The organism is Gordonia asplenii, from assembly GCF_012933505.1.
GTDB classification, from domain to species: Bacteria; Actinomycetota; Actinomycetes; order Mycobacteriales; family Mycobacteriaceae; genus Gordonia; species Gordonia asplenii.
Genome location: NZ_JABBNB010000003.1, coordinates 42895 through 63585, shown reverse-complemented (window position 1 = coordinate 63585; position 20691 = coordinate 42895). Strand labels below are relative to the sequence as shown.

Annotated in this window: 17 protein-coding genes and 1 pseudogene; 9 read left to right on the top strand and 9 right to left on the bottom strand. The window is 66.5% G+C overall.

The features are described from left to right. Positions 1–6: 6 nt before the first annotated feature. The 6 genes from HH308_RS03600 to HH308_RS03575 all read left to right on the top strand — a co-directional run bounded on the left by HH308_RS03600 (position 7) and on the right by HH308_RS03575 (position 7784). The gene (locus tag HH308_RS03600) at positions 7–705 is read left to right on the top strand and encodes an urea amidolyase associated protein UAAP2 (RefSeq protein ID WP_170192805.1); all 699 of its coding nucleotides are present in this window, start codon (positions 7–9) and stop codon (positions 703–705) included. Continuing rightward, on the top strand, positions 702–2726 hold the full coding sequence (locus HH308_RS03595; protein WP_312870335.1) for a 5-oxoprolinase/urea amidolyase family protein: 2025 nt from the start codon (positions 702–704) through the stop codon (positions 2724–2726). The genes HH308_RS03600 and HH308_RS03595 overlap by 4 nt, the downstream gene beginning before the upstream one ends. After that, on the top strand, positions 2723–4402 hold the full coding sequence (gene atzF / locus HH308_RS03590) for an allophanate hydrolase (RefSeq protein WP_170192804.1): 1680 nt from the start codon (positions 2723–2725) through the stop codon (positions 4400–4402). Before HH308_RS03595 ends, atzF begins: the two co-directional genes overlap by 4 nt. Positions 4403–4482: 80 nt before the next feature. After that, positions 4483–6003 (top strand): amino acid permease, encoded by a 1521-nt coding sequence (locus HH308_RS03585; RefSeq protein WP_170192803.1) that lies wholly within the window; start codon positions 4483–4485, stop codon positions 6001–6003. Further along, the gene (locus HH308_RS03580; protein WP_170192802.1) at positions 6000–6662 is read left to right on the top strand and encodes a TetR/AcrR family transcriptional regulator; all 663 of its coding nucleotides are present in this window, start codon (positions 6000–6002) and stop codon (positions 6660–6662) included. Before HH308_RS03585 ends, HH308_RS03580 begins: the two co-directional genes overlap by 4 nt. Before the next feature lie 87 nt (positions 6663–6749). Beyond that, the gene (locus HH308_RS03575; RefSeq protein WP_170192801.1) at positions 6750–7784 is read left to right on the top strand and encodes an NAD-dependent epimerase/dehydratase family protein; all 1035 of its coding nucleotides are present in this window, start codon (positions 6750–6752) and stop codon (positions 7782–7784) included. A 50-nt stretch (positions 7785–7834) separates the two neighbouring features. Here the strand turns inward: HH308_RS03575 and HH308_RS03570 are convergent, their stop codons facing one another. The 3 genes from HH308_RS03570 to HH308_RS03560 form a co-directional block, all read right to left on the bottom strand. Next, positions 7835–10288, bottom strand: a complete 2454-nt coding sequence (locus tag HH308_RS03570) for a Tex family protein (protein WP_170192800.1) — start codon at positions 10286–10288, stop codon at positions 7835–7837. Between the two features lie 52 nt (positions 10289–10340). Further along, complete coding sequence (locus HH308_RS03565; protein WP_170192799.1) at positions 10341–11600, bottom strand: HNH endonuclease signature motif containing protein; 1260 nt, start codon at positions 11598–11600, stop codon at positions 10341–10343. Between the two features lie 111 nt (positions 11601–11711). Further along, on the bottom strand, positions 11712–12632 hold the full coding sequence (locus HH308_RS03560; protein WP_170192798.1) for a LysR family transcriptional regulator: 921 nt from the start codon (positions 12630–12632) through the stop codon (positions 11712–11714). Between the two features lie 112 nt (positions 12633–12744). Here HH308_RS03560 and HH308_RS03555 point away from each other — a divergent pair, with 112 nt between their 5' ends. After that, complete coding sequence (locus HH308_RS03555; RefSeq protein WP_312870334.1) at positions 12745–13710, top strand: EamA family transporter; 966 nt, start codon at positions 12745–12747, stop codon at positions 13708–13710. Here the strand turns inward: HH308_RS03555 and HH308_RS03550 are convergent. From HH308_RS03550 to HH308_RS30635, 4 genes and pseudogenes are all read right to left on the bottom strand, one after another. After that, complete coding sequence (locus HH308_RS03550) at positions 13661–14476, bottom strand: shikimate 5-dehydrogenase (protein ID WP_170192796.1); 816 nt, start codon at positions 14474–14476, stop codon at positions 13661–13663. The genes HH308_RS03555 and HH308_RS03550 overlap by 50 nt on opposite strands. Before the next feature lie 17 nt (positions 14477–14493). After that, positions 14494–15117 carry a G/U mismatch-specific DNA glycosylase gene (gene mug / locus HH308_RS03545; RefSeq protein WP_170192795.1) on the bottom strand — a complete coding sequence of 208 codons (624 nt, stop codon included), beginning with the start codon at positions 15115–15117 and terminating at the stop codon, positions 14494–14496. Between the two features lie 9 nt (positions 15118–15126). After that, positions 15127–15477, bottom strand: coding sequence for a VOC family protein (locus HH308_RS03540; protein WP_170192975.1), 351 nt, complete (start codon positions 15475–15477; stop codon positions 15127–15129). Positions 15478–15624: 147 nt separating this feature from the next. Continuing rightward, positions 15625–15894 (bottom strand): annotated as a pseudogene (locus HH308_RS30635) (D-alanyl-D-alanine carboxypeptidase family protein); the annotation flags it as partial. 131 nt (positions 15895–16025) lie between these two features. On the opposite strand from HH308_RS30635, the gene HH308_RS03530 reads away from it, so the two are divergent. Further along, positions 16026–16349: a hypothetical protein gene (locus tag HH308_RS03530; RefSeq protein WP_170192794.1), complete on the top strand. Its 324-nt coding sequence runs from the start codon at positions 16026–16028 to the stop codon at positions 16347–16349. A 116-nt stretch (positions 16350–16465) separates the two neighbouring features. On the opposite strand, the gene HH308_RS03525 is transcribed toward HH308_RS03530, so the two are convergent. After that, a complete protein-coding gene (locus HH308_RS03525) occupies positions 16466–17830 on the bottom strand; it encodes a cytochrome P450 (RefSeq protein WP_170192793.1) in 1365 nt (454 codons plus the stop codon). 172 nt (positions 17831–18002) lie between these two features. Between HH308_RS03525 and HH308_RS03520 the strand changes: the two genes are divergently transcribed. After that, entirely contained in the window at positions 18003–19172 is a 1170-nt protein-coding gene (locus tag HH308_RS03520; RefSeq protein WP_170192792.1) for a helix-turn-helix transcriptional regulator, read from the top strand. Positions 19173–19193: 21 nt separating this feature from the next. Here HH308_RS03520 and allB read toward each other — a convergent pair whose 3' ends face one another. After that, positions 19194–20564: an allantoinase AllB gene (gene allB, locus HH308_RS03515; protein WP_170192791.1), complete on the bottom strand. Its 1371-nt coding sequence runs from the start codon at positions 20562–20564 to the stop codon at positions 19194–19196. Between the last annotated feature and the right edge of the window lie 127 nt (positions 20565–20691).

The following is a 20691-nucleotide window of genomic DNA, read 5'->3' as shown; positions in this document are numbered from 1 at the left end:
CCGGACATGACCCTCCTCTCCCCCGCTGATCTCACCGCCGAAACCCTCTCTCTCGCACCGGGTTCGGTGATCCTCGACGAGATCGCCGCCGCACGCGCACCGTGGTCCGCGCGCATCGCGGCAGGTGACGTCCTCACCATCGTCGACCTCGACGGCAACCAGGCCGTCGACACCCTGTTCTTCGGCGCCGACGACCCCACCATCCGCTACAGCGCGTCGGCAACCATTGCCGCGCAAGGGAATATCTTTCTGACCGCCGGTTCGGTGCTGCGTGACGACGACGGCGCGCCGATGCTCACCGTGATCGCCGACGAGGTCGGCAATCACGACACCGTCGCCGGCGCCTGTTCGCAGGAGTCCAACACCCTGCGCTACGGGCAGCACACCAAACACCAGCACGCCTGTCTGGAGAACTTCCTCGCGCAGGGCCTGCGGCTGGGGTTGACCAAGCAGCACATCGTGCCGAACATCAACTTCTTCATGAACGTGCCGGTCGACGCCGACGGCACGCTGGGCATCGTCGACGGACTGTCGGCCCCGGGCAAACGCGTCGCGGTGCGGGCCGAGATCGACATCCTCGTGCTGGTGTCGAACTGCCCGCAGATCAACAATCCGTGCAACGGATTCGACCCGACACCGGTGCGGATGATCGTGACACGACCGGACAGCGTTCGCGCCGACGACTCCGACGGCGGGCTGTCGTGACGGGCGCCGCGTCGATTGAGGTGCTGCGCGCCGGAATGGCGACGTCGATCCAGGACTGGCCGGGGCGAACCGGGTATTGGCAGGTCGGCGTGCCGCCGTCGGGCCCGATGGACGACCTGTCGTTCCGGCTCGCCAACATCGCCGTCGGGAATCCCGAGGGCGCTTCCGGGCTGGAGGCGACGCTGCTCGGTCCGGCACTGCGGGTTACCCGGCCGCTGTGGGTGTGCGTCACCGGAGCGCCGGCGCCGGTGACCCGCAACGGGCGTCGGGTCTCGCAGTACAAGCCGATCCACCTCGACGCCGGGGACGTGCTCGACGTCGGGATGGTGACCGCGGGCCTGCGAACCTATCTCGCGGTCGGCGGCGGGCTGGCCGCCGACGACTATCTCGGGAGTGCGTCGACGTTCACGCTCGGACGATTCGGCGGGCACCTGGGCCGCACCCTCGTCGACGGTGACGTGTTGACGGCCGCACTCGCGCCGACGGGCGAACCCAGCCGCATTCCCAACGAATGGCAACCGGCGATCGGCGCGGACTGGCATCTTGCGGTGACGGTCGGGCCGCATTCGGCGCCGGAGTTCTTCACCGACGACGACATCGCGACGCTCTACACCGCGACCTACACGGTGCACTTCAACTCCGATCGCACCGGCGTGCGCCTGATCGGGCCCAAACCGCAGTGGGCGCGGCCCGACGGCGGCGAGGCCGGGCTGCACCCGTCGAATATCCACGACAACGCGTATTCGGTCGGCGCGGTGGACTTCACCGGCGACACCCCGATCCTGCTGGGACCGGACGGCCCGAGCCTGGGCGGCTTCGTGTGTCCGGTGACGGTGACCAGCGCCGACCGGTGGAAACTCGGTCAGCTGGCGCCCGATGCGACGCTGCGGTTCGTGCCCGTGGATACCGCGGCGGCAGCGCCGCTCGCGGCGGTCGACGTCCGGCGTCGGGCATCCGGTCCGGTCCTGGTCGGCGGATTCGCGGCCGCCGACGACGGGATCCTCCGACGCGGGGTCACGGCGGACGGGGCGGCGTCGATCACCTATCGCCGCAGCGGCGACGATAACATCCTCGTCGAATACGGCGAGATGGAACTCGATCTCAAGCTGCGGGTACGCGGGCACGCGCTGACGTCGGCGCTGGCCGACGCCGAACCCGGACTCGATCTGACGCCGGGGGTGCGCTCGGTGCAGGTGAAGTTCGATCCGCGGCACCGGTCTAGTGCGGCGGTGTTGGACATGCTCGTCGACGTCGAAGCCGGGTTGGCGCCGCTCACCGAGCTGCGCGTACCCAGCCGGACCGTGTCGCTGCCGTTGAGCTGGGATGATCCGGCGACGCGCGAGGCGATCCAACGGTACATGCACGGCGTCCGCTCCGACGCGCCGTGGTGCCCGTGGAACATCGAGTTCATTCGGCGGATGAACGGCCTCGGCAGCGTCGACGACGTGCACGACGTCGTCTTCGACGCCGAGTACCTCGTGCTCGGTCTCGGTGACGTGTATCTCGGCGCGCCGGTGGCGACGCCGCTGGATCCGCGGCATCGTCTGGTGACCACCAAATACAATCCGGCGCGGACCTGGACGCCGGAGAACGCCGTCGGCATCGGGGGCGCCTACCTGTGCGTGTACGGCATGGAAGGGCCCGGCGGCTACCAGTTCGTAGGGCGGACCACACAGGTGTGGAATCACCGCCATCCGCTGCCCGCACCGGGCTTCGACCCCGAACATCCGTGGCTGCTCAGGCATTTCGACCGGATCCGCTGGTTCCCGGTCACCGCCGAGGAATTGCTCGACCTGCGCGCCGACACCGCGGCCGGTCGCGGCAGCGTCGACATCACCGACGGCGAGTTCAGCATCGCCGACTACGACGCGTTCCTGGCCGCCAACGCCGGATCGATCGCGGCGACCCAGGCGCAGATGGAGTCCGCGCGGGCCGACGAACGCGAGCGCTGGCGCGCCAGCGGCGAGTTGGGACCCGCCGCACCGGCATCGGATACCACGGTCGATCGGGAGAGCGCATGACACGCATCGGCGACATCTACACGGCGATCGCCCGATCCGGCCGCGACGGGGTGTTCCTCACGCTGCGGCCGCAGGCGCAGGTACAACGCGAGTTCGACGCCGCGACCGGGCCGCTGGCCGGTTTGGTGCTGGCGGTGAAAGACAATGTCGACGTCGCGGGACTCCCGACGACGGCCGCGTGTCCGGACTACGCCTACACGCCCGAGTCCGATGCGCCCGCGGTGTCCGCGTTGCGGTCGGCCGGCGCGGTGGTGATCGGCAAGACGAATCTGGACCAGTTCGCGACCGGGCTGGTCGGGACGCGCAGTCCGTATGGGGCGGTGCGTGATTCGCGTCGCGACGACTACATCTCGGGTGGGTCGAGTTCGGGTTCGGCGGTTGCGGTGGCGCTGGGTTTCGCCGACATCGCGATCGGCACCGACACCGCCGGGTCAGGACGGGTGCCGGCCGGCTTGCAGGGGATCGTCGGGATCAAGGCGACGGTCGGGGTGGTCGGGACGCGGGGTGTGGTTCCGGCGTGCGAGAGTTATGACTGCGTCACGATTTTCGCCCGCGATCTGGACACGGCGTCGACCGCGATGGCGGCGATGGCGGCGGGCGCCCCCGACCGGGAGTGGCCGTCGGACGTGCGGCTGGCTGCGCGGACCACGCCGGTTCTCGCCGTGCCCGTCGAGTTGCCTGGTCTGAACACGCTGTGGCGCAACGCCTTCGAGAGCGCGGTGGATCGGGCTCGGTCAGCGGGCGCGCAGATCAAGCGAATCCCGTTCGACGACTTCCTCGCCGCAGCTCGGCTGCTGTACGACGGCGCCCTGGTTGCCGAGCGGTTCGCGGCGGTCGGTGAATTCGTCAGTGGCGGGGCCGTGTCGCTGGATCCGACGGTTGCACGAATCATCAAGGGCGGCAAGGACTTCAGTGCCGTCGAGTTGCTCGCGGACCGGCGTCGGGTGGCCGCGTTGCGAACGGCCGCGATGGGGCTGATCGCCGACTGCGACGCGCTGCTCGTACCGACCGCTCCCACACATCCACGACTCGACGAGGTGGCCGCCGATCCGGTCGGCGTGAACTCGCTGATGGGCACCTACACGAACTTCTGCAATCTGTTCGACCTGTGCGCGATCTCCGTGCCGGCCGGGGTCGTCGACGAAGACGACCGCGGTACCGCACAGTTCGGGGTGACCCTGCTAGGCCGGGCGTTTCACGACGGAGTCGTCGAGGATATTGCGCGGCGCATTTTCGGCGCCGGGTCGTCGGCCGAGCCGTGGGTCGGCGGCGTCGTGGACACGGTCCGGCTCGCGGTGTTCGGTGCACACCTGCGCGGGCAGCCGCTGGCTCACCAATTGACCGACCTCGGGGCCCACTGGGCCGGGCCGATGCGCACCGCGGCGTCGTATCGGCTCAGCAGTCTCGACACGACGCCCGCCAAGCCGGGGCTGGTGCGCGTCGGCGACGGCGGGGCGTCGATCATCGGCGAAGAGTGGCTGCTCTCCCCCGCCGCACTGGGGCGGTTTCTCGCCGCACTGCCCGCGCCGATGATGCTCGGGAACGTCGAGCGGGCCGACGGCAGCTGGGTGACCGGATTCGGTTGCAGCGCAGACGCACTCGTCGACGCCGAGGACATCACCGCGTTCGGCGGGTGGGTCGCGTTCCGGTCGGCGGCCGTCGCGGCCGGTTCGTAACACCGCGCTCATCTTCAGGCAATCCTCCGCACATCGTCGTGCACCAGCATTTCTATCAACTGACAGGCAGGAACGTACTCATGTCCACCACCATCGACCCACCGTCGGCGCAGTTCTCCTCCGCCGAAGACACCGCCACACTCGAAGAATTCGGTTACGAGCAGGAACTGCATCGCGGGATCGGCGGGTATGCGGCCTTCGCGGCGGGGTTCTCCTTCGTCTCCATCCTGACGACCGTATTCGCCTTGTTCGCACTGGGATTCGGGCTGGGCGGACCGGCCTTCGTGTTCACCTGGCCGATCGTGTTCGTGTGCCAGTTCGCGGTCTGCCTGGTGTTCGCGGAACTGTCGGGCAAGTTTCCGGTGGCCGGCGCCATCTATCAATGGTCGCGTCGGCTGGCCGGTGAGACGGTCGGCTGGTTCGCCGGCTGGTTCATGCTGATCGGCTACATCGTGAGCGTCGCGGCGCTCGCGATCGCGATGCAGAGCGTGCTGCCGTCGATCTGGAGCGGCTTCCAGATCATCGGCGACGATCCGTCGTTGACCTCGATCAGCGGGGCGTCGAACGGCATTCTGCTCGGGTCGGTGACAATCGTCGCATGCACGGCAATCAGCTCGGTCGGCGTCGCACTGATGGGCAGGATCACCGTCATCGGTGTGACCCTGGAGATCGTCGGGGTGTTCCTGATCGTCGGGGCGATGTTCGTGACGGCGCGGCGCGGGCCGTCGGCCGTGCTCGACACCGGCGGGCACGGGCACGGCGGCGGATACGTGTGGGCGTTTCTGGCGTCGATGCTGATGGCGGCCTATGTCATGTACGGGTTCGACAGCGCCGCGGAGTTGTCCGAGGAAACGACCAATCCACGGCGCACCGCGCCGCGGGCCATCGTCGGAGCGCTGCTCGTCTCAGGCATCGGAGGCGGGTTGATGATCATCGCCGCGGTGATGGCGGCGCCGTCGCTCGACGCCCCGGAGATGTCGACCCAGGGCATCGCCTGGATCATCACCAGCCAGCTCGACACATGGCTGGGAAAGGCTCTGCTGACCATCGTCGCGACGTCGATCTTCTCGGCGACCCTCGCGATCCAGACGTCGGCGTCGCGGGTGATGTTCTCGATGGCGCGCGACGGTCGGCTGCCGGGCGCGAAGGTTCTCGCGAAAGTCAACAAGCGGACCGGGACTCCGTTGGCGACGGGTGTCACCGTCAGTGTGCTGGCCATCGCGATCCTGCTGCTCAACGTCGGGCAGGCGGGCGTGTTCACGGCGATCACCAGCGTGTCGGTCGTCATCGTGTACAGCGCGTATCTGATGGTCACCGTGCCCGCGCTGATCCGCCGCCTGCGGGGTGAGACGTTGTCGGGCGGGCCGGGCGTGATGTCGCTGGGGCGCTGGGGTCTGCCGGTCAACGTCGTGGCCGTGGTCATGGGCGCAGCGTTGATGATCAACATCGCCTGGCCGCGGGCCGAGATCTACGATCCCGCCGGACAGGGCTGGTACATGCAGTATTTCGCGGTGTTGTTCGTCGGCGCGACAGTAGTGGTCGGGGCCGTCTGCCACCGACTGATCCACCACGAACGAGAGGTGGCATCCTCGACGTCATGACCACCTCGAAACGCGGTCGTCCGCGCCTGACCGATCGGCGTCGGTCGGGCGCGACCCCGGAGGAGGAAATCCTCGACGCGGCAGCTGAACTGTTTGCGGCCAACGGCTTCGCGCGGACGTCCACCAGGGCGATCGCCGAGGCCGTCGGCGTGCGTCAGGCGAGTCTGTATCACCATTTCGCGACGAAAGACGACATCCTCGACAGCTTGCTCGTGCGGACCGTCGACACCCCGCTGCGGTTGGCGCACTGGCTCTCGGCGTCGGAGCACCCGGCGGCGCAGCGGCTGTGGGCGATGGCGTGGTTCGACGCGCATCAACTGCTCGCGTCGAAGTGGAATCTGGGGGTGCTGCTGCAGTTGCCGGAGACGCGCGATCCGAAGTTCGCGCAATTCTTCGGCAAGCGGAGCGCGCTGCGTGCGGCGTATGTGGAGCTTGCGCGCGACGTCGGCGGGGATCTGCACGCACGGCTGCCGTTTCACTTCGTCGAGGCGGCGATTCAGCTGCGGGTCGAGGAGGCACGTTGGGTGGCCGACGTGGGACCGGCCGCCGTCGCCTGCGGCATCGCGGACTCGGTGCTGCGGACGGTCGGGTACGTCGGCGACGTCGGCGGCGTGCGGGCGGGTGGTGCTGCGCTGCTCACCGAGTTCGAGAACCAGTGAGACGCAATTCACCGGACTTTCTGTTACCGTGACCCCTATCTAGAACGTGTTCTAATTCTGTGAGCGTTCGTTGAGGTAAGGAAACGGATGAAAGTCGCTGTCACCGGTGCCGCCGGATTCGTCGGAACCAACCTGGTCAACCAGCTCGTCGCCGACGGGCACGACGTCGTGGCCATCGATCGGGTGGAGCCCCGTGCGAGCCGAGCGTCGTCGGTGACATGGCTGCGTGCGGACATCTTCGACGCCGACGCGTTGACCACCGCGTTTGACGGCGTCGACACCGTGTATCACCTGGTCGCGATGATCACCCTCAAGCAGCAGGACGAACTGGCGTGGCGGATCAACACCGAGGGTGTGGCGTCGACCGCGCGAGCAGCACTGGCCGCCGGGGTGCGACGCTTCGTCCACTGCAGTTCGATCCACTCGTTCGATCAGTACACCGACACCGGGATCGTCGACGAAACGTCGGCGCGATCGCAAGACGCGGCGCTACCCGTGTACGACCGGTCGAAGTGGGCCGGTGAGCAGGAACTTCGCGCGGTGATCGCCGACGGCCTCGACGCGGTGATCTGCAATCCGACCGGTGTGTACGGCCCGGTCGATCACGGGTTGTCGCGAATCAACGGAATGCTCAGCGACGCGGCGCGTGGTCGTGTTCCATTGTTTGTTGACGGAACATTCGATCTCGTCGATGTGCGTGACGTCGCGTTGGGTCTGATAGCCGCCGGTGAACGAGGGGTGACCGGCGAGAACTATCTGCTCGGCGGGGCGCCCGTGCGGTTGTTCGATGCGATGCGTCGCGTCGCGCAACTGTGCGGGCGTCCCCAGCCACTTCTCGCGATCCCGTTGAGCGTGCTCAAGGTCGTCGTACCCGTCATCGAGCCGATCAGTCATCTGTTCGGGTCGGATCTGGTGTCGAGGGCGTCGATCAGCGCGCTGGAGGCACAGCCCGTCGTCGACATCACCAAGGCGGTGACGCAGCTCGGCTATCGCCCGCGGACGTCGGAGCAGACGCTCGCCGACCTGGTGGCCTTTCTGTCTGAGTCGGGTCAGATCGGATCGGCGAAGCCGACGTCGGGGCAGCGATTCTCCCCTGTCGCTCCTACGTCGGCGGCCGTGTGAGGCGATAGCCCCTGCCGCCGACGCCCGGCGCGACTCGGCGTCGACTGCGACTACTTGCCGAATCCCGCATCGCGCAGCGCCTGCGCCATCGAGCCCGACGGCTGGTTTGCGCCGCGATTGTTGTTTCGGTTGTTGCGAGACTGATTGTTGGCGCGATTGCCGTTGCCGCGCTGGTTGCCGTTCGCGTTGTTCGCGCGCTGCCCGGAGTTACCGCGATTCTGGTTGTGTTGAGCGCCCGACTCTCGGTTGGAGCTGTCTTGTCCCCTGCCGCGGTCGTTTCCAGTGCCGCGGGATGGTCGGGCGCGGTTGTCGCCGCCGACCTCGTCGTTGAGTCGCAGCGACAGACCGATGCGTTTGCGTTCGACGTCGACTTCCATGACTTTCACGCGCACGACTTGACCTGAGCGGACTACTTCGTGCGGGTCGGCGACGAACCGGTCGGACATCGCCGACACGTGGACGAGGCCGTCTTGGTGGACCCCGACGTCGACGAATGCGCCGAAAGCGGCGACGTTGGTGACGACTCCTTCGAGAACCATGCCGGGCTTGAGGTCGGAGACCTTCTCCACGCCCGCGGCGAACGTCGCGGTGGCGAAGGCGGGGCGCGGATCACGGCCCGGCTTCTCCAATTCGGCGAGGATGTCGGTGACGGTGGGGATGCCGAACCGGTCGTCGGCGAAGTCGGTGGGGCGCAGCGACTTGAGTGTCCTGGTGTCGCCGATGAGATCGGTCAGCGTTGTGCCCGACCGGTCGAGGATGCGACGGACGACGGGGTACGCCTCGGGGTGGACTCCGGAGGAGTCGAGCGGGTCGTCGCCCTCGCGAATCCGCAGGAAGCCGGCGCACTGCTCGAATGCCTTGGGACCCAGCCGCGGGACGTCAAGGAGTCCTTTGCGGCTTCGGAATGCGCCGGCACTGTCGCGGTGCGCGACGATCGCGGCCGCAAGGCTGGGCGTGACGCCGGAGACCCTGGACAGAAGCGGGACCGACGCGGTGTTGAGGTCGACGCCGACCGCGTTGACCGCGTCTTCGACTACCGCGTCGAGGCTGCGAGCGAGGATGCCCGGTGTGATGTCGTGCTGATACTGCCCCACGCCGATCGACTTGGGGTCGATCTTGACGAGTTCGGCGAGCGGATCCTGCAGTCGCCGAGCGATCGATACCGCGCCGCGTAGCGATACGTCCATGTCGGGCAGCTCGTGAGAGGCGTATTCCGATGCCGAGTAGACCGAGGCGCCGGCCTCGCTGACGACGGCCTTCGCCGGTGCCTTCGCCCCGGACTTGGTGATGTCGGAGATGAGTTCGGTTGCCAACGCGTCGGTTTCGCGCGACGCGGTGCCGTTACCGATCGCTACGAGTTCGACACCGTGGCGGGCCACTAGCGCACCGAGAGTGGCCTTCGCCTGGCCCCACTGGTTCTGCGGCTGATGCGGGTAGATCGCACACGTGTCGAGGACCTTTCCCGTCGCATCGACGACCGCGACTTTGACTCCCGTGCGGAATCCCGGATCAAGACCGAGAGTGGCGCGCGTACCCGCCGGTGCGGCGAGAAGAAGGTCTTTCAGATTGGTAGCGAAGACCGCGACCGCATCCTCTTCAGCACGCTGGCGCAGCTTCATTCGTGCGTCGACAGTTGCCATGATCATCAGCTTGGTCCGCCACGCCCACCGGACGGTGTCGCCGAGCCACTTCGTGGCAGCACCTGGGTTCGATGCGTCGACGCCGAGGGTCGCGGCAACCATTGCCTGGTAGGGCTCGTCCTCGCCACCATCGAAGCTTAGAGTCAGCGCCTCTTCCTTCTCGCCGCGCAGTACCGCGAGCACCCGGTGCGACGGCATGGTCTCCAACGGTTCGGCGAAGTCGAAATAGTCCCGGAACTTCTGCGCGGCTGGCGCAGTCGCAGCCTGCTCAGATCGTGGCACCGTCCGCAACGACGCATCTTTCCAGAACTTTTCGCGAACAGATCCAACCAACTGTGCGTCCTCGGAAGCACGTTCGATCAGGATCTGGCGCGCGCCGTCGAGTGCCGCGTTGGCGTCTGCGAATCCTTCGGTGATGAACTCCTGCGCGGTGGTGGCTGGATCGAGCGAAGGATCGGCCAGCAGCCGCTTGGCGAGCGGCGTCAGGCCGGCCTCACGTGCGATCTGCGCCTTGGTGCGGCGCTTCGGCTTGTACGGGAGATAGATGTCTTCGACGCGAGCCTTGGTGTCGGCCGCCAGGAGGTCCGCGCGAAGCGCGTCGGTGAGCTTGCCCTGTTCCTCGATGGACGCGATCACCGCGGCACGACGTTCGTCGAGCTCACGAAGGTACCCGAGCCGTTCGTCAAGGGTGCGCAGTTGTGCGTCATCGAGGCTGCCGGTCGCCTCCTTGCGGTACCGCGCGATGAACGGCACCGTCGATCCGTCGTCAAGCAATTGAACGGCGGCAGCCACCTGCCCCTCGGCGACAGACAGTTCCTCGGCCAAACGGGTGACCACCGACTTCAGTGGTGAGCTCGAATTCACCCGAACGACCCTACCGAATGTGCTGGGTGCGTCGCTTATGCCCCTCTGCCGGCTAGGCAGCTTCCAGCCGGGACAGCGGCCGAGTCTGCCGGCGATTGAACGCAGGAATCAGCGCCTGTGATTCGGCATCGGCGGGTGGTTTCATGCAGGGATGCCCGTCGGGTCCGATGACGACCGTCCATCCCCGCTGATGCAGCCAGGTGTGATCGTCGCGGCATAGCAGTGACGAGTTGCTCAACGACGTCTCGCCGCCGCTCTCCCACGGCACGTTGTGGTGGACATCGCACCACGACGCCGGGTGCCCACACCGGATGCAGACCATGTCACGGGCGATCACCGCCTTGCGTAGACTCGCCGGCACGACCCGATGCTCGCGCCCGACATCCAGCGGCACCGACTCGGCGTCGACGACTACTCGACTGACATCGCAATCGCACGCCAGGGCAGCCGCGGTCGCTGCGGTCACGGGGCCCGCCCAGGTGAGGTGCGCCACCTCACCGAAATCACCACCTCCGGTGTGGTGAACCGCGTTCCACGGAAGCATGAGCAGTACGTTCGGCTTCTCACCGCCCTGCGCGGGCCGATCGCAGTGCCGAAGGTAGCTGGCAATGATCTGATCGAAGGCGTCGGCCCGACGCTTCGCCGCCGACCGCGGATCGGGTTCGCCGTCGGGGCCCGACACCGGCGCACACAGCGGGTCCAGAGCTGTGTGAAGTCGGGCGGCTGTCACGCAGTCGAGATCGAATTCGCCGGTGAATCGACCATCCGCACCGGGCGAGAACGACAACTCGTTCAGGGCGCGGTCTTCGGCGACCCGAGGCTCGGATTCCTCGGGTGCCAGGCTGATCGCGATTGCGCGCGCCTTATCGGTCACGGCCCTCGGGTTCGCGGTGAACGCCTGACTGGTCAGTGTTGACACGCAGGTCTCATAGTCTTCCTCACTGAGTGCGACGCGCGCTTGAATGTGCCGGAGCCCTTTGAAGATCGCATCGACATGCTCGCCCGACAGCGCCCCGTCGCGAGCGTGCGCTTCGACCGTCGGGACGTCGGCGAATTGTTGGCCGTCACGCAACGTCCGATATGCGATGTGCGGTGCCAGGCCTTGCTCGATCAAGAGTTTCACCATCGACTTGACGCCCTTGCGTCGCGGAATGCCGAGGCGCTCACCGAGTGCTGTCACCGTCGCGAGCCGGTGATCGATGGCGTTCGACAGTCGGACGAGAACTGCGAGGGTGTAACAAATCGCATCGAGGTCCGTCGACTCGTCGACGTCGAATTGTGCGAGTACGGTATCGGGGTCGAAGTGCTCCATCAGAGGTCTCCGTTGGGTCGGGGGTGCGGTTCACACACTTGGACGCGCCCGCGGCCCGTTCGGTTCCATCGATCTCCGAATCTGTGGATAACCGGAACTTCTGGATAGGGGCTATTGCACGAGTCGCACTACCGGCTCGGGCGCCTCCTCCATCCGCGCAGCATCGGTGAGCGCACGCCGAAACGCACGAATCGCGGGATGATCGGCACGCCCGGAACGCACGGCGGTATACAACGTCCGCTGCGGGTCACCGGGCAGTCCCACCAACGTCGTGCCGTCCAAGTGTCCGGACGCGATGAGTGCCGGCAGCATCGACACCGCGTGACCCGTCCGCACGAGGTGAGCGTGCAGGAGCGGATTTGGAGCCTCGAACTGAACGCGCGGCTCGAACCCGACCGCCCGGCACACTCCCCGCGACCACCGACCGGTCGGCGAATCTGCAGGGTCTAACGACCACGGACTCTGCGCCAGGTCCGCGAGCCGACTCGGAATCGGCATGTCGAGCGGAAGAACGAGCCGCAACGGATCCGACAGCAGTTCCGCACGGTCCACACCGTCGAGGATCGCTTCGGGCATTCCCGGGTATTCCTCGCCGACGATGACGTCGAACTGGTGCGACAGCAACCCGCTGTGCGCTTCGCCGACTTCCCGCTGAGTGATCTCGACGTCGAGTTCGGGGTGACGCTGCGCTAGCAAGGTCAACGCCGTCGGTGCAATGGTCAGCACGACGGTCGGAAACGAACCGACTCGCAACACCCCCCGAACGGTCGGCGCGAGCTGAGCAAGACCCGTTTCGGCCTCCTCGAGTCGAGCGAGAATCACCTCAGTATGTTCGACGAGGGCCTGGGCGTGATCGGTCAACCGCACTCCGCGTCCGACACGCTCCAACAGCACGACGCCCGTTTCCCGCTCGAGCAGCGATAACTGTTGGGACACTGCCGAGGGCGTATAGGACAAGGCCGCCGCGACTTCGGCCAGAGTGCCCCGCCGACTGAGCTCCCACAGAATCCGCAATCGTGCGACGTTCAACATCAGCTCAGAATAGGACAAAATATCTTAAGTGTTACCATAAAAACCATTCACTAGACCGAATGCATCGGGGTTGGCATCCTTGAACGATGGACCATCGACAGCTTCGTCCGCAGTGACCGCGTCACCCGCCGCGAACTCTCACGCCAGCCCGTCGTCGGTGCTGCTGATCCTCGGTTCGTGCACCTCACTCCAATTCGGTGCGGCACTCGCCGCTCAATTGTTCGACGACCTGGGATCCTGGGGCGTGACCGTCCTGCGCTTGGGGTTGGCCGCGGTCGCGCTCGTCGCGGTCACGCGACCGTCGATACGCCGCTGGACCCGACGTCAGTGGCTGGGTGTGGCACTGTTCGGGCTGGCCATGGCCGGAATGAACGGCTTCTTCTACGCGGCCATCGCCCGCATCCCACTCGGAACCGCGGTGGCCATCGAGTTTCTGGGCCCCCTCGTCCTGGCAGCGGTGTTGTCCCGCAAGCGTGCCGACATCGTGTGTGTCGCGCTGGCTGCGGCCGGTATGGCATTGCTGGGAGTTGAGAGTCTGGTCGGTGACGATCCGCTCGACCCAGTCGGAGTGTGCTTCGTGCTGCTCGCCGCGGCCAGCTGGGCGGGGTACATCGTGACCAGCGCGCGGGTCGGGCAGCGCGTCCCGGGTGCCGGCGGGTTGGCGATGGCGATGGTCGTCGGCACTCTCGCGGTGCTCCCGATGGGATTGCCGGGCGCGGTGGTCGGACTCACCGATCCCCACCTGCTGGGCCTCGCCGCGCTGACGGCGCTGCTGGCCTCGATAATCCCCTACAGCCTCGAATTCGCGGCGCTGCGCAGAATGCCCCGCCATGTATTCGGCGTTCTGATGAGCCTCGAGCCGGTCGTCGCGGCGCTGGCGGGGTGGCTCATCCTGGACCAGCGACTCGGACTGTGGCGCTCGGTCGCCATCTGTCTGGTGGTGGCGGCCAGTGTCGGCGCGGCCATCGCCAACCGACCGCGCGGACCCCGTCGGCGGCAGAATTCAGCCGCCGACGACGATCACGATCTCACACCTGACGCGAGAACTCCGACGCCCGCGCTACCTGATCCGCGGTGATGGCGATCCCGGTATAACGCTCGAACTGCCGGGCCGCCTGTAGCGCGATCACTTCCGCGCCGGTGATGACCTGCTTGCCTGCCGCGCGAGCCGCCCGGATGAAGGGCGTCTCCGCCGGGAACGCGACGACGTCGAAGACAACCGTCGCCGCGTCGATCTGATCGGCATGGAACGACAGCACGTCCTCGTCAACGCCCGCCATGCCGATCGGTGTGACGTTGACGAGGATCGCGGCCACGGGTTCCGGCTCGTCGACTGTGTGCCGGTATCCGTACTTGGCTGCGAGTGCACTGCCGGCCCCGACGTTGCGCGCGACGACGGTCAGGTCGTCGAATCCCGCGCCGCGGAACGCTGCGACGACTGCCTTCGCCATGCCGCCGGAACCGCGCACGATCACCGGCGCGGTCGGATCCAGCTCGTTGGAGGCGATCAGCGCCGCGATTGCCTCATAGTCGGTGTTCGACGCCACCAGGCGGCCGTTCTCGTTCACGATGGTGTTGATGGATTCGATGGCCGCCGCCGACTCCTCGATCTCGTCAACGAGTGGAATCACTTCTTCCTTGAACGGCATCGACACCGAGCAGCCCCGGATCCCCAGCGCCCGCACGCCGCCGATGGCCGCTGCGATGTCGTCGGTGCTGAACGCCTTGTAGATCATGTTCACGCCGAGCTCGTCGTACAGGTAGTTGTGGAACCGGGTTCCGATGTTCGACGGCCTCCCGGACAGGGAGATGCACAGCAACATGTCTTTGTTCAGAATGGGCACCAGCGCAATGTTAGGTCTTATGCGCGAACGGGGTCGGCGGAACCCGCACCTGGAACATCGCGCGCCACGAGCTCGACGCCCGCGGCCTGTGCGACCGCTCGATACGGCGAGGCCAAGGTCTCCACAGTCTCGTGCGCGTTGAGTCCGCTCGGGTTGGGAACCACCCACACCTGCGTGTCGGCGGCGTCGCCGAGGACTGTCGACTGCCGCCCGGGGCGTGCCCGCGGCTCTCCGAACGCGGTCCGGTATGCGGTGATCCCGGCGACCGCGACGACGATCGGCGCGATCCGCTCGACGGTGGCGACGAGCCGCCGCCCACCCTCGCGCAGTTCGTCGGCGGTCAATTCGGCGGCAGCGGCCGTGGCACGCGCGACGACGTTGGTGATTCCGATGCCGCGCCGGACGAGCTGGTCGCGATCACGGGGCGACATCCCCGTCGACGCGTCGATGAGGGACTCGGTGATTCCGGCGTGATAGAGCGCCGGGTAGAAGCGATTCCCCGGACGCGCGAAATGAGCGCCGGTGGCCGCGGTCCACAGCCCCGGATTGATCCCGACGAAGAGCAGTCGGCAATCGTCGCCGATCAGATCGTCGACGGTGCAGTCGCGGAACGCGAGGAGCTCATCGCGCGTGAATCCCATGCTCGACGATCAGCCGTGCTGTGCGACGCAGAACTGATTGCCGTCCGGGTCTGCGAGGACGGTCCAGGCGAAGCCGGGCATGTCGTGATCGGCGACGTGCGTCGCGCCGGCCGCGAGTAACCCCTCAATGGCGGCGGCCCGCTCGTCGGCGACGAAGTCGAGGTGAATCCGATTCTTACCCGGAGTGGGGTCGGCGGTCTTCTGGAAGGCGAGCAACGGCCCGGCATCGGAGATCTTCACGGTGACGAACCATCCTTCGTTCTCGGCGAGGATCTCACCGCCGGTCTGCTGTGCCCACCATCGGGCAAGCGGAAGCGGATCGGTGGTGTCGACGGTGATCATGGCTGCTGTCAGTGTCATGCCGCCCACCCTATCGGGGCCCACTGACATCTCGTCTAGCGCGGGCAATCGGGGTGGGCACGGCAGCCCCGGGATGGTCACGAGTTCGAAATGCCACCACTCGTTGTCGAATGTGCGACACAGCCCCCAACGTCGACCGGTTGTCTCCAACCACGCAGCGCCTGTTCGCGGCCCGACGTCGATGGCCCGGCCGCTGACATGCGTTGATTCATTCGGTGGCAGCACCCAGCGTCGAGCCGCAGAAGCACTGCCGTATTGCGCGACGCCGTCGCGCCACATCTGCTGCTGTTGCGCCCACGACCTCTTCCCCGAGGTGATCGACAGTTGCACACCCTCCCGTTTCGCCTCGGTCCACGCGCTGGTGTACGCGCTGGCAAGCGCGGGAGTCAGCCCAGCGGTCCCAGGCGCGGAGCTCACTGGAACGGCGGCCGCCGGGGCGGTGCCGATGCACGCGGCGGCGCCGGCGATCAGTATCGATGCCACCGTCTTCGCGACTCGAGTCGTATTCACCCGGACCAGTATGCCGGTGAGCACCTACGATGGCGAGTGTGCGCAGCCACCAACCCTTCGAACCGATCTCCCTGCAGGTCAGCACACAGTTCGACGCGCGCTCCCGATCGTTGACCGTCACCTGGCACACACCCGACGACCCGTCCGCCTTCGCCCACACACGGCTGTTCCTCGCCGGCAGCGAGCTGCCCGACCGCACGTATCTGACGATCGTCGACGCCGGCGACTCGAGCACGATGCCCGTACCGCCCGACGTCGAACCGGGCACGTATCGAGTCGACGTCGAGACCTACAGCAACGGAAGTTGGGGCGGAGGCCGCCTGACCGGTACGGGTTCGAGCCCACAGTTCGCTATCGACTAGGCCGTGTCTCATCGCGTCGGCGAGGTGCGCCCGCGCCACCACGCCGGTGGCGTCGATTCCGGCGGGCGGCACCACAGCCCGTCGCGCACAACCAGGACGTAGCGGCCGACGGTTCGTCACTTCTCGAGCGGGATCAAGGCGCAGTGGATCGGCTCACGAAGTTGCAGCGTCAGATCCGACCCCAGCGACAACTCGGTTGTGTCGGATCGGATCTGGAAGGCTGCGATGACGTTGGCCAGCACCACCGCGCTCTCCAGCATCGCGAAACGCTGACCGATGCAGCCACGCGGCCCGTGGGCGAAGGGCATCCACGCCAACCGGTGCCGGGTGGCCTCATTCTCCGGGGTGAAGCGCAATGGATCGAACTTCAGCGGGTCCGGCCACAGGTCGGCGCGGCGATGCATCACCCACGGTGAGAACAGGACCATTTGTCCTCGCCGTACCCGATACCCGTCGATCACGTCGTCGCGCGCCGCGATCCGATTCAAGATCGGCGCCGATGGGTACAGGCGCATCGCCTCCTTGAGCACCATGGTGGTGAATGCCAGCTGCTGAAAATCCGATGCCGACGGGTTGGAATCGAGTCGACCGACCTCGTCACGTACCTGCTGTTGTTCGGTGTCGTGGTGACCGAGTAACCACAACGCGAAGGTGAGTGCGGTCGACGTCGTCTCATGGCCCGCAAGCAGGAAAATCATCAACTGATCGCGGATCTCGATATCCGACAGGGCGTCCCCGTGGTCATCCCTCGCCGCGATGAGCCGTCCGATCAGATCGTCGCCGGGATCCGCTGCGCGACGTCGCCGGGCGATGATCCGGTCGCACAATCCGAACAGATCCTGCCGCGCGGCGACGATACGGCGGTTACCCGGCAGCGGCCACCGCAACGGCGGCGCAGTGGGCAACGCACCGCGGGTCAGGGCCGCCCGGCCGAGTATGGGAAAGGACGATCGAACGACGCCGATCATCTCCTCGGCGTCTTCCCCGAAGAACAGGCGGGCGATGATCCGCAGAGTTGCAGCCATCATCTCGTCGCCGACATCGATCTCGGCGACACCTGATCGACGCCATCCGTCCACCACGGACTGCGCCTCGACATTCATCACCGAGGCATACGAGTCCACCACCCGCGCGGTGAACACCGGCTGAATGATCCGCCGCTGCCGCTTCCATGTTTCACCCTGCGCGGTGAGCAGGCCGTCACCCAACAGCTCCGAGAACTGCTGGTAGAAACGACTGTCCTTGCGATAGGTCTGATAAGTCGGGTTGTCCACGATGTGCGCTACGGCGTCGGGATCGAAGAAGCTGACCAGATCGACGCCGATCCCCGGCGGACCCATCCGCGACCGCATCGCACTCCCGCACTCGGCGTAGGCGTTCGTCATCATGCCCAGCGGGTCACGCAAAGTCCCCACCAATGTGCCGAGCAGCCAGTTCGTACGCAGTGTCGGCGGTTCACGTACCAGTTCCGGTGTCGCCATGACGGCCCCTTCCATCGGCGGAAACTCCCACAACTTCACACCGGGGACTACATGCCCGCATCAACCGAATGGTTGACTTCCGACAAACCAGGCGGCTCACCCGGCACTGCTCACCGACACGGCACCACGGCAAACGTCCGAGTCATCCGAACAGTGCATATTGCGCAGATCAATGGCTCGGGAACCATCGGGGCTCTACTTTGAGGTTCGCACCTGTGAGAGTCGGAGGCCCGCCATCGCTGACATCGACGAGTTCTCACAGACGGTCGGCGCGATCTACGAATCGGCGATCAACCCGGCAACATGGATCAGCGCGCTCGAACGCATCTCCGCCCTGTTCAACGCGACCGCCACCTCACTGATCTCCGGCCGCGGACCGTCGCGGACCTTGCTGGCCTCCACCAGTTCTGCGGAGGTGCAAAGCGCATATCGTGGTCACTTCCACCAGCTGGACTATGTCACCGAAAGCGTCGAACAGGCACCGGTCGGATTGATCCGCACCGGCACGACACTCGTCGCCCCCGGCAGCGACTCCGAGTTCGGCCACGACTTCCTACGCCGCTTCGACCTACGCACCGGACTGTTCGTACCACTGCACGGCGACCCGTCACCGGTCAGTCTGCTGATCGCCGGCCCGCAGGCCAACCGCGAGTCCGAGTCCGCCGACGCCATCCGCACCGGCGACCGCCTCACCGTCCACCTGCGGCATGCACTACGCACCCAACATGCATTGGCCGACCTACACGCAACCCGCACCCTGACCGCCGACGTCATCGACACGGCGCGCCACGGCATCATCATCGTCCGCGCCGACCTGCAATGCATGCAGATGAACCACGCAGCCGAACACATCGTCGCCGCCGGCGACGGACTACGCGTCCACGCCGGACGACTCACCGCGCACCGCAGCACAACCGATCAACGCCTGACTGCCCGACTACACGCAGCCACCGACCCCGCCGACCGCGTCGGCGCGTCGATGATCTGCGAACGATCCACCGGCGACCGCCCCTACGTCGTCCACATCGTCCCCATCAGCCCCCACGACGCCGCCACCACCTGGGATCACACCACCATCACGACATTCGCCCTGGTCGTCCTCGTCAACCCCGACCGCATCCCACAACCCTCTTCGGCACTGCTCATCGAACTGTTCGGCCTGACCACCGCCGAAGCCGACGTCGCCCTACGCGTGCTCGCCGGCGACGGCCTCGCCCCCATCGCCGACGACCTGCACATCTCGACCGCAACAGTCAAAACCCACCTTCAGCGGATATTCACCAAGACCGGCACCCACCGCCAAGCCGAACTCGTCCGACTACTGCTGACCATCCTCCCCTGATCTCGACCACGGACGTCCACGCTATGCCTCTCCTCGTCGCAGGAGGCGGCCGTGCGGCGCCGTGTAATCGACTTTGCGTCCGCGCACCCAGGTCTGCGAGACGACGCCGGCGAGCGCGCGGCCGTCGTAGGGCGAAATGGGGTTCTTGTGGTGCAGTTTGGTGACGTCGACGATCTGTCCTTCTTCGGGAGCGAAGATCGCGAAGTCGGCGTCGCAGCCCAACGCGATGCGTCCCTTGCGGGTCATTCCGGCGAGTTGGGCCGGCTTGCGCGACATCCAGTCGACGACCTGCTCCAAGGGAATGCCACGTTTCTTGGCCTCGGTCCAGATCAGTGACAGTCCGAGCTGCAGGGAGGCGACACCGCCCCAGGCAACGCCGAAATCGCCGTTCTCCACGTCTTTGAGGTCGATCGTCGACGGCGAATGATCGGAGACGATGCAGTCGATGGTGCCGTCGACGAGTCCCTCCCACAGCAGTTCACGGTTGGACGCTTCGCGGATCGGCGGGCAGCATTTGAATGCCGTCGCGCCGTTGGGGATCTCCTCGGCGAGCAACGTGAGATAGTGCGGGCAGGTCTCGACAGTGAGCTTGACGCCGTCGCGTCTCGCCGACGCGATCATCGGCAGTGCGTCCGACGACGACAGGTGCAGGATGTGCGCGCGTGCGCCGGTCCACCGGGCGCGTTCGATCACTTCGGCGATCGCGACGTTCTCCGCCCCACGCGGTCGGGAGGCCAGGAAGCGCGAGTACTTGTCCCCCTCGGCGTGCGGCGCGCGATCGATGGCCCGCGAGTCTTCAGCGTGCACGATCATCAGCGAGTCGAACGATGCGAGTTCGGCCATGTCTTCTTCCATCTCATCGGCGGTGAGATGGGGAAATTCGTCGACGCCGGAGTGCAGAAGGAAGCATTTGAACCCGAAGACGCCGTCGTCGTGGAGCTGGCGCAGGTCACCCTTGTTGCCGGGCACCGCTCCGCCCCAGAATCCGACATCGATGTAGGCCTTGGGTCCGGCCGCCGCCCGCTTGATCGCCAGCGCCTCGGCGGTGACCGTCGGCGGAATCGAGTTCAGCGGCATGTCGATGAGTGTGGTGACGCCGCCGGCGGCGGCCGCGCGGGTGGCCGAATCGAAGCCTTCCCATTCGGTCCGGCCCGGCTCATTGACGTGAACATGAGTGTCCACGAGCCCCGGAATCATCACCTGCGTGTCGTCGAGGTCGATGACGTCGGTGCCGGTGAGATCGTTGCCGAAGGGCTCGATAGCCACGATCACGCCGTCACGGACGCCGACCTCGCGCGCCACGATGCCCGCACTGGTCAGAATGCGTTGCCCGCGGACGACCAGGTCGTACTGGGCCGAATCGTTCGGGCGGGCGGAGGGTTGGTCGGTCATCGGCTCTCCAGTTCCATCGACGAGGCCCCCAGGGCGGAAACCTGTTTCTATATCGCGAGAAGAGTAGGTAGCACACAGAGTCGTTGTCAACGTCTCGGAGTTCCACCTATCGACGCGTGATTTCCAC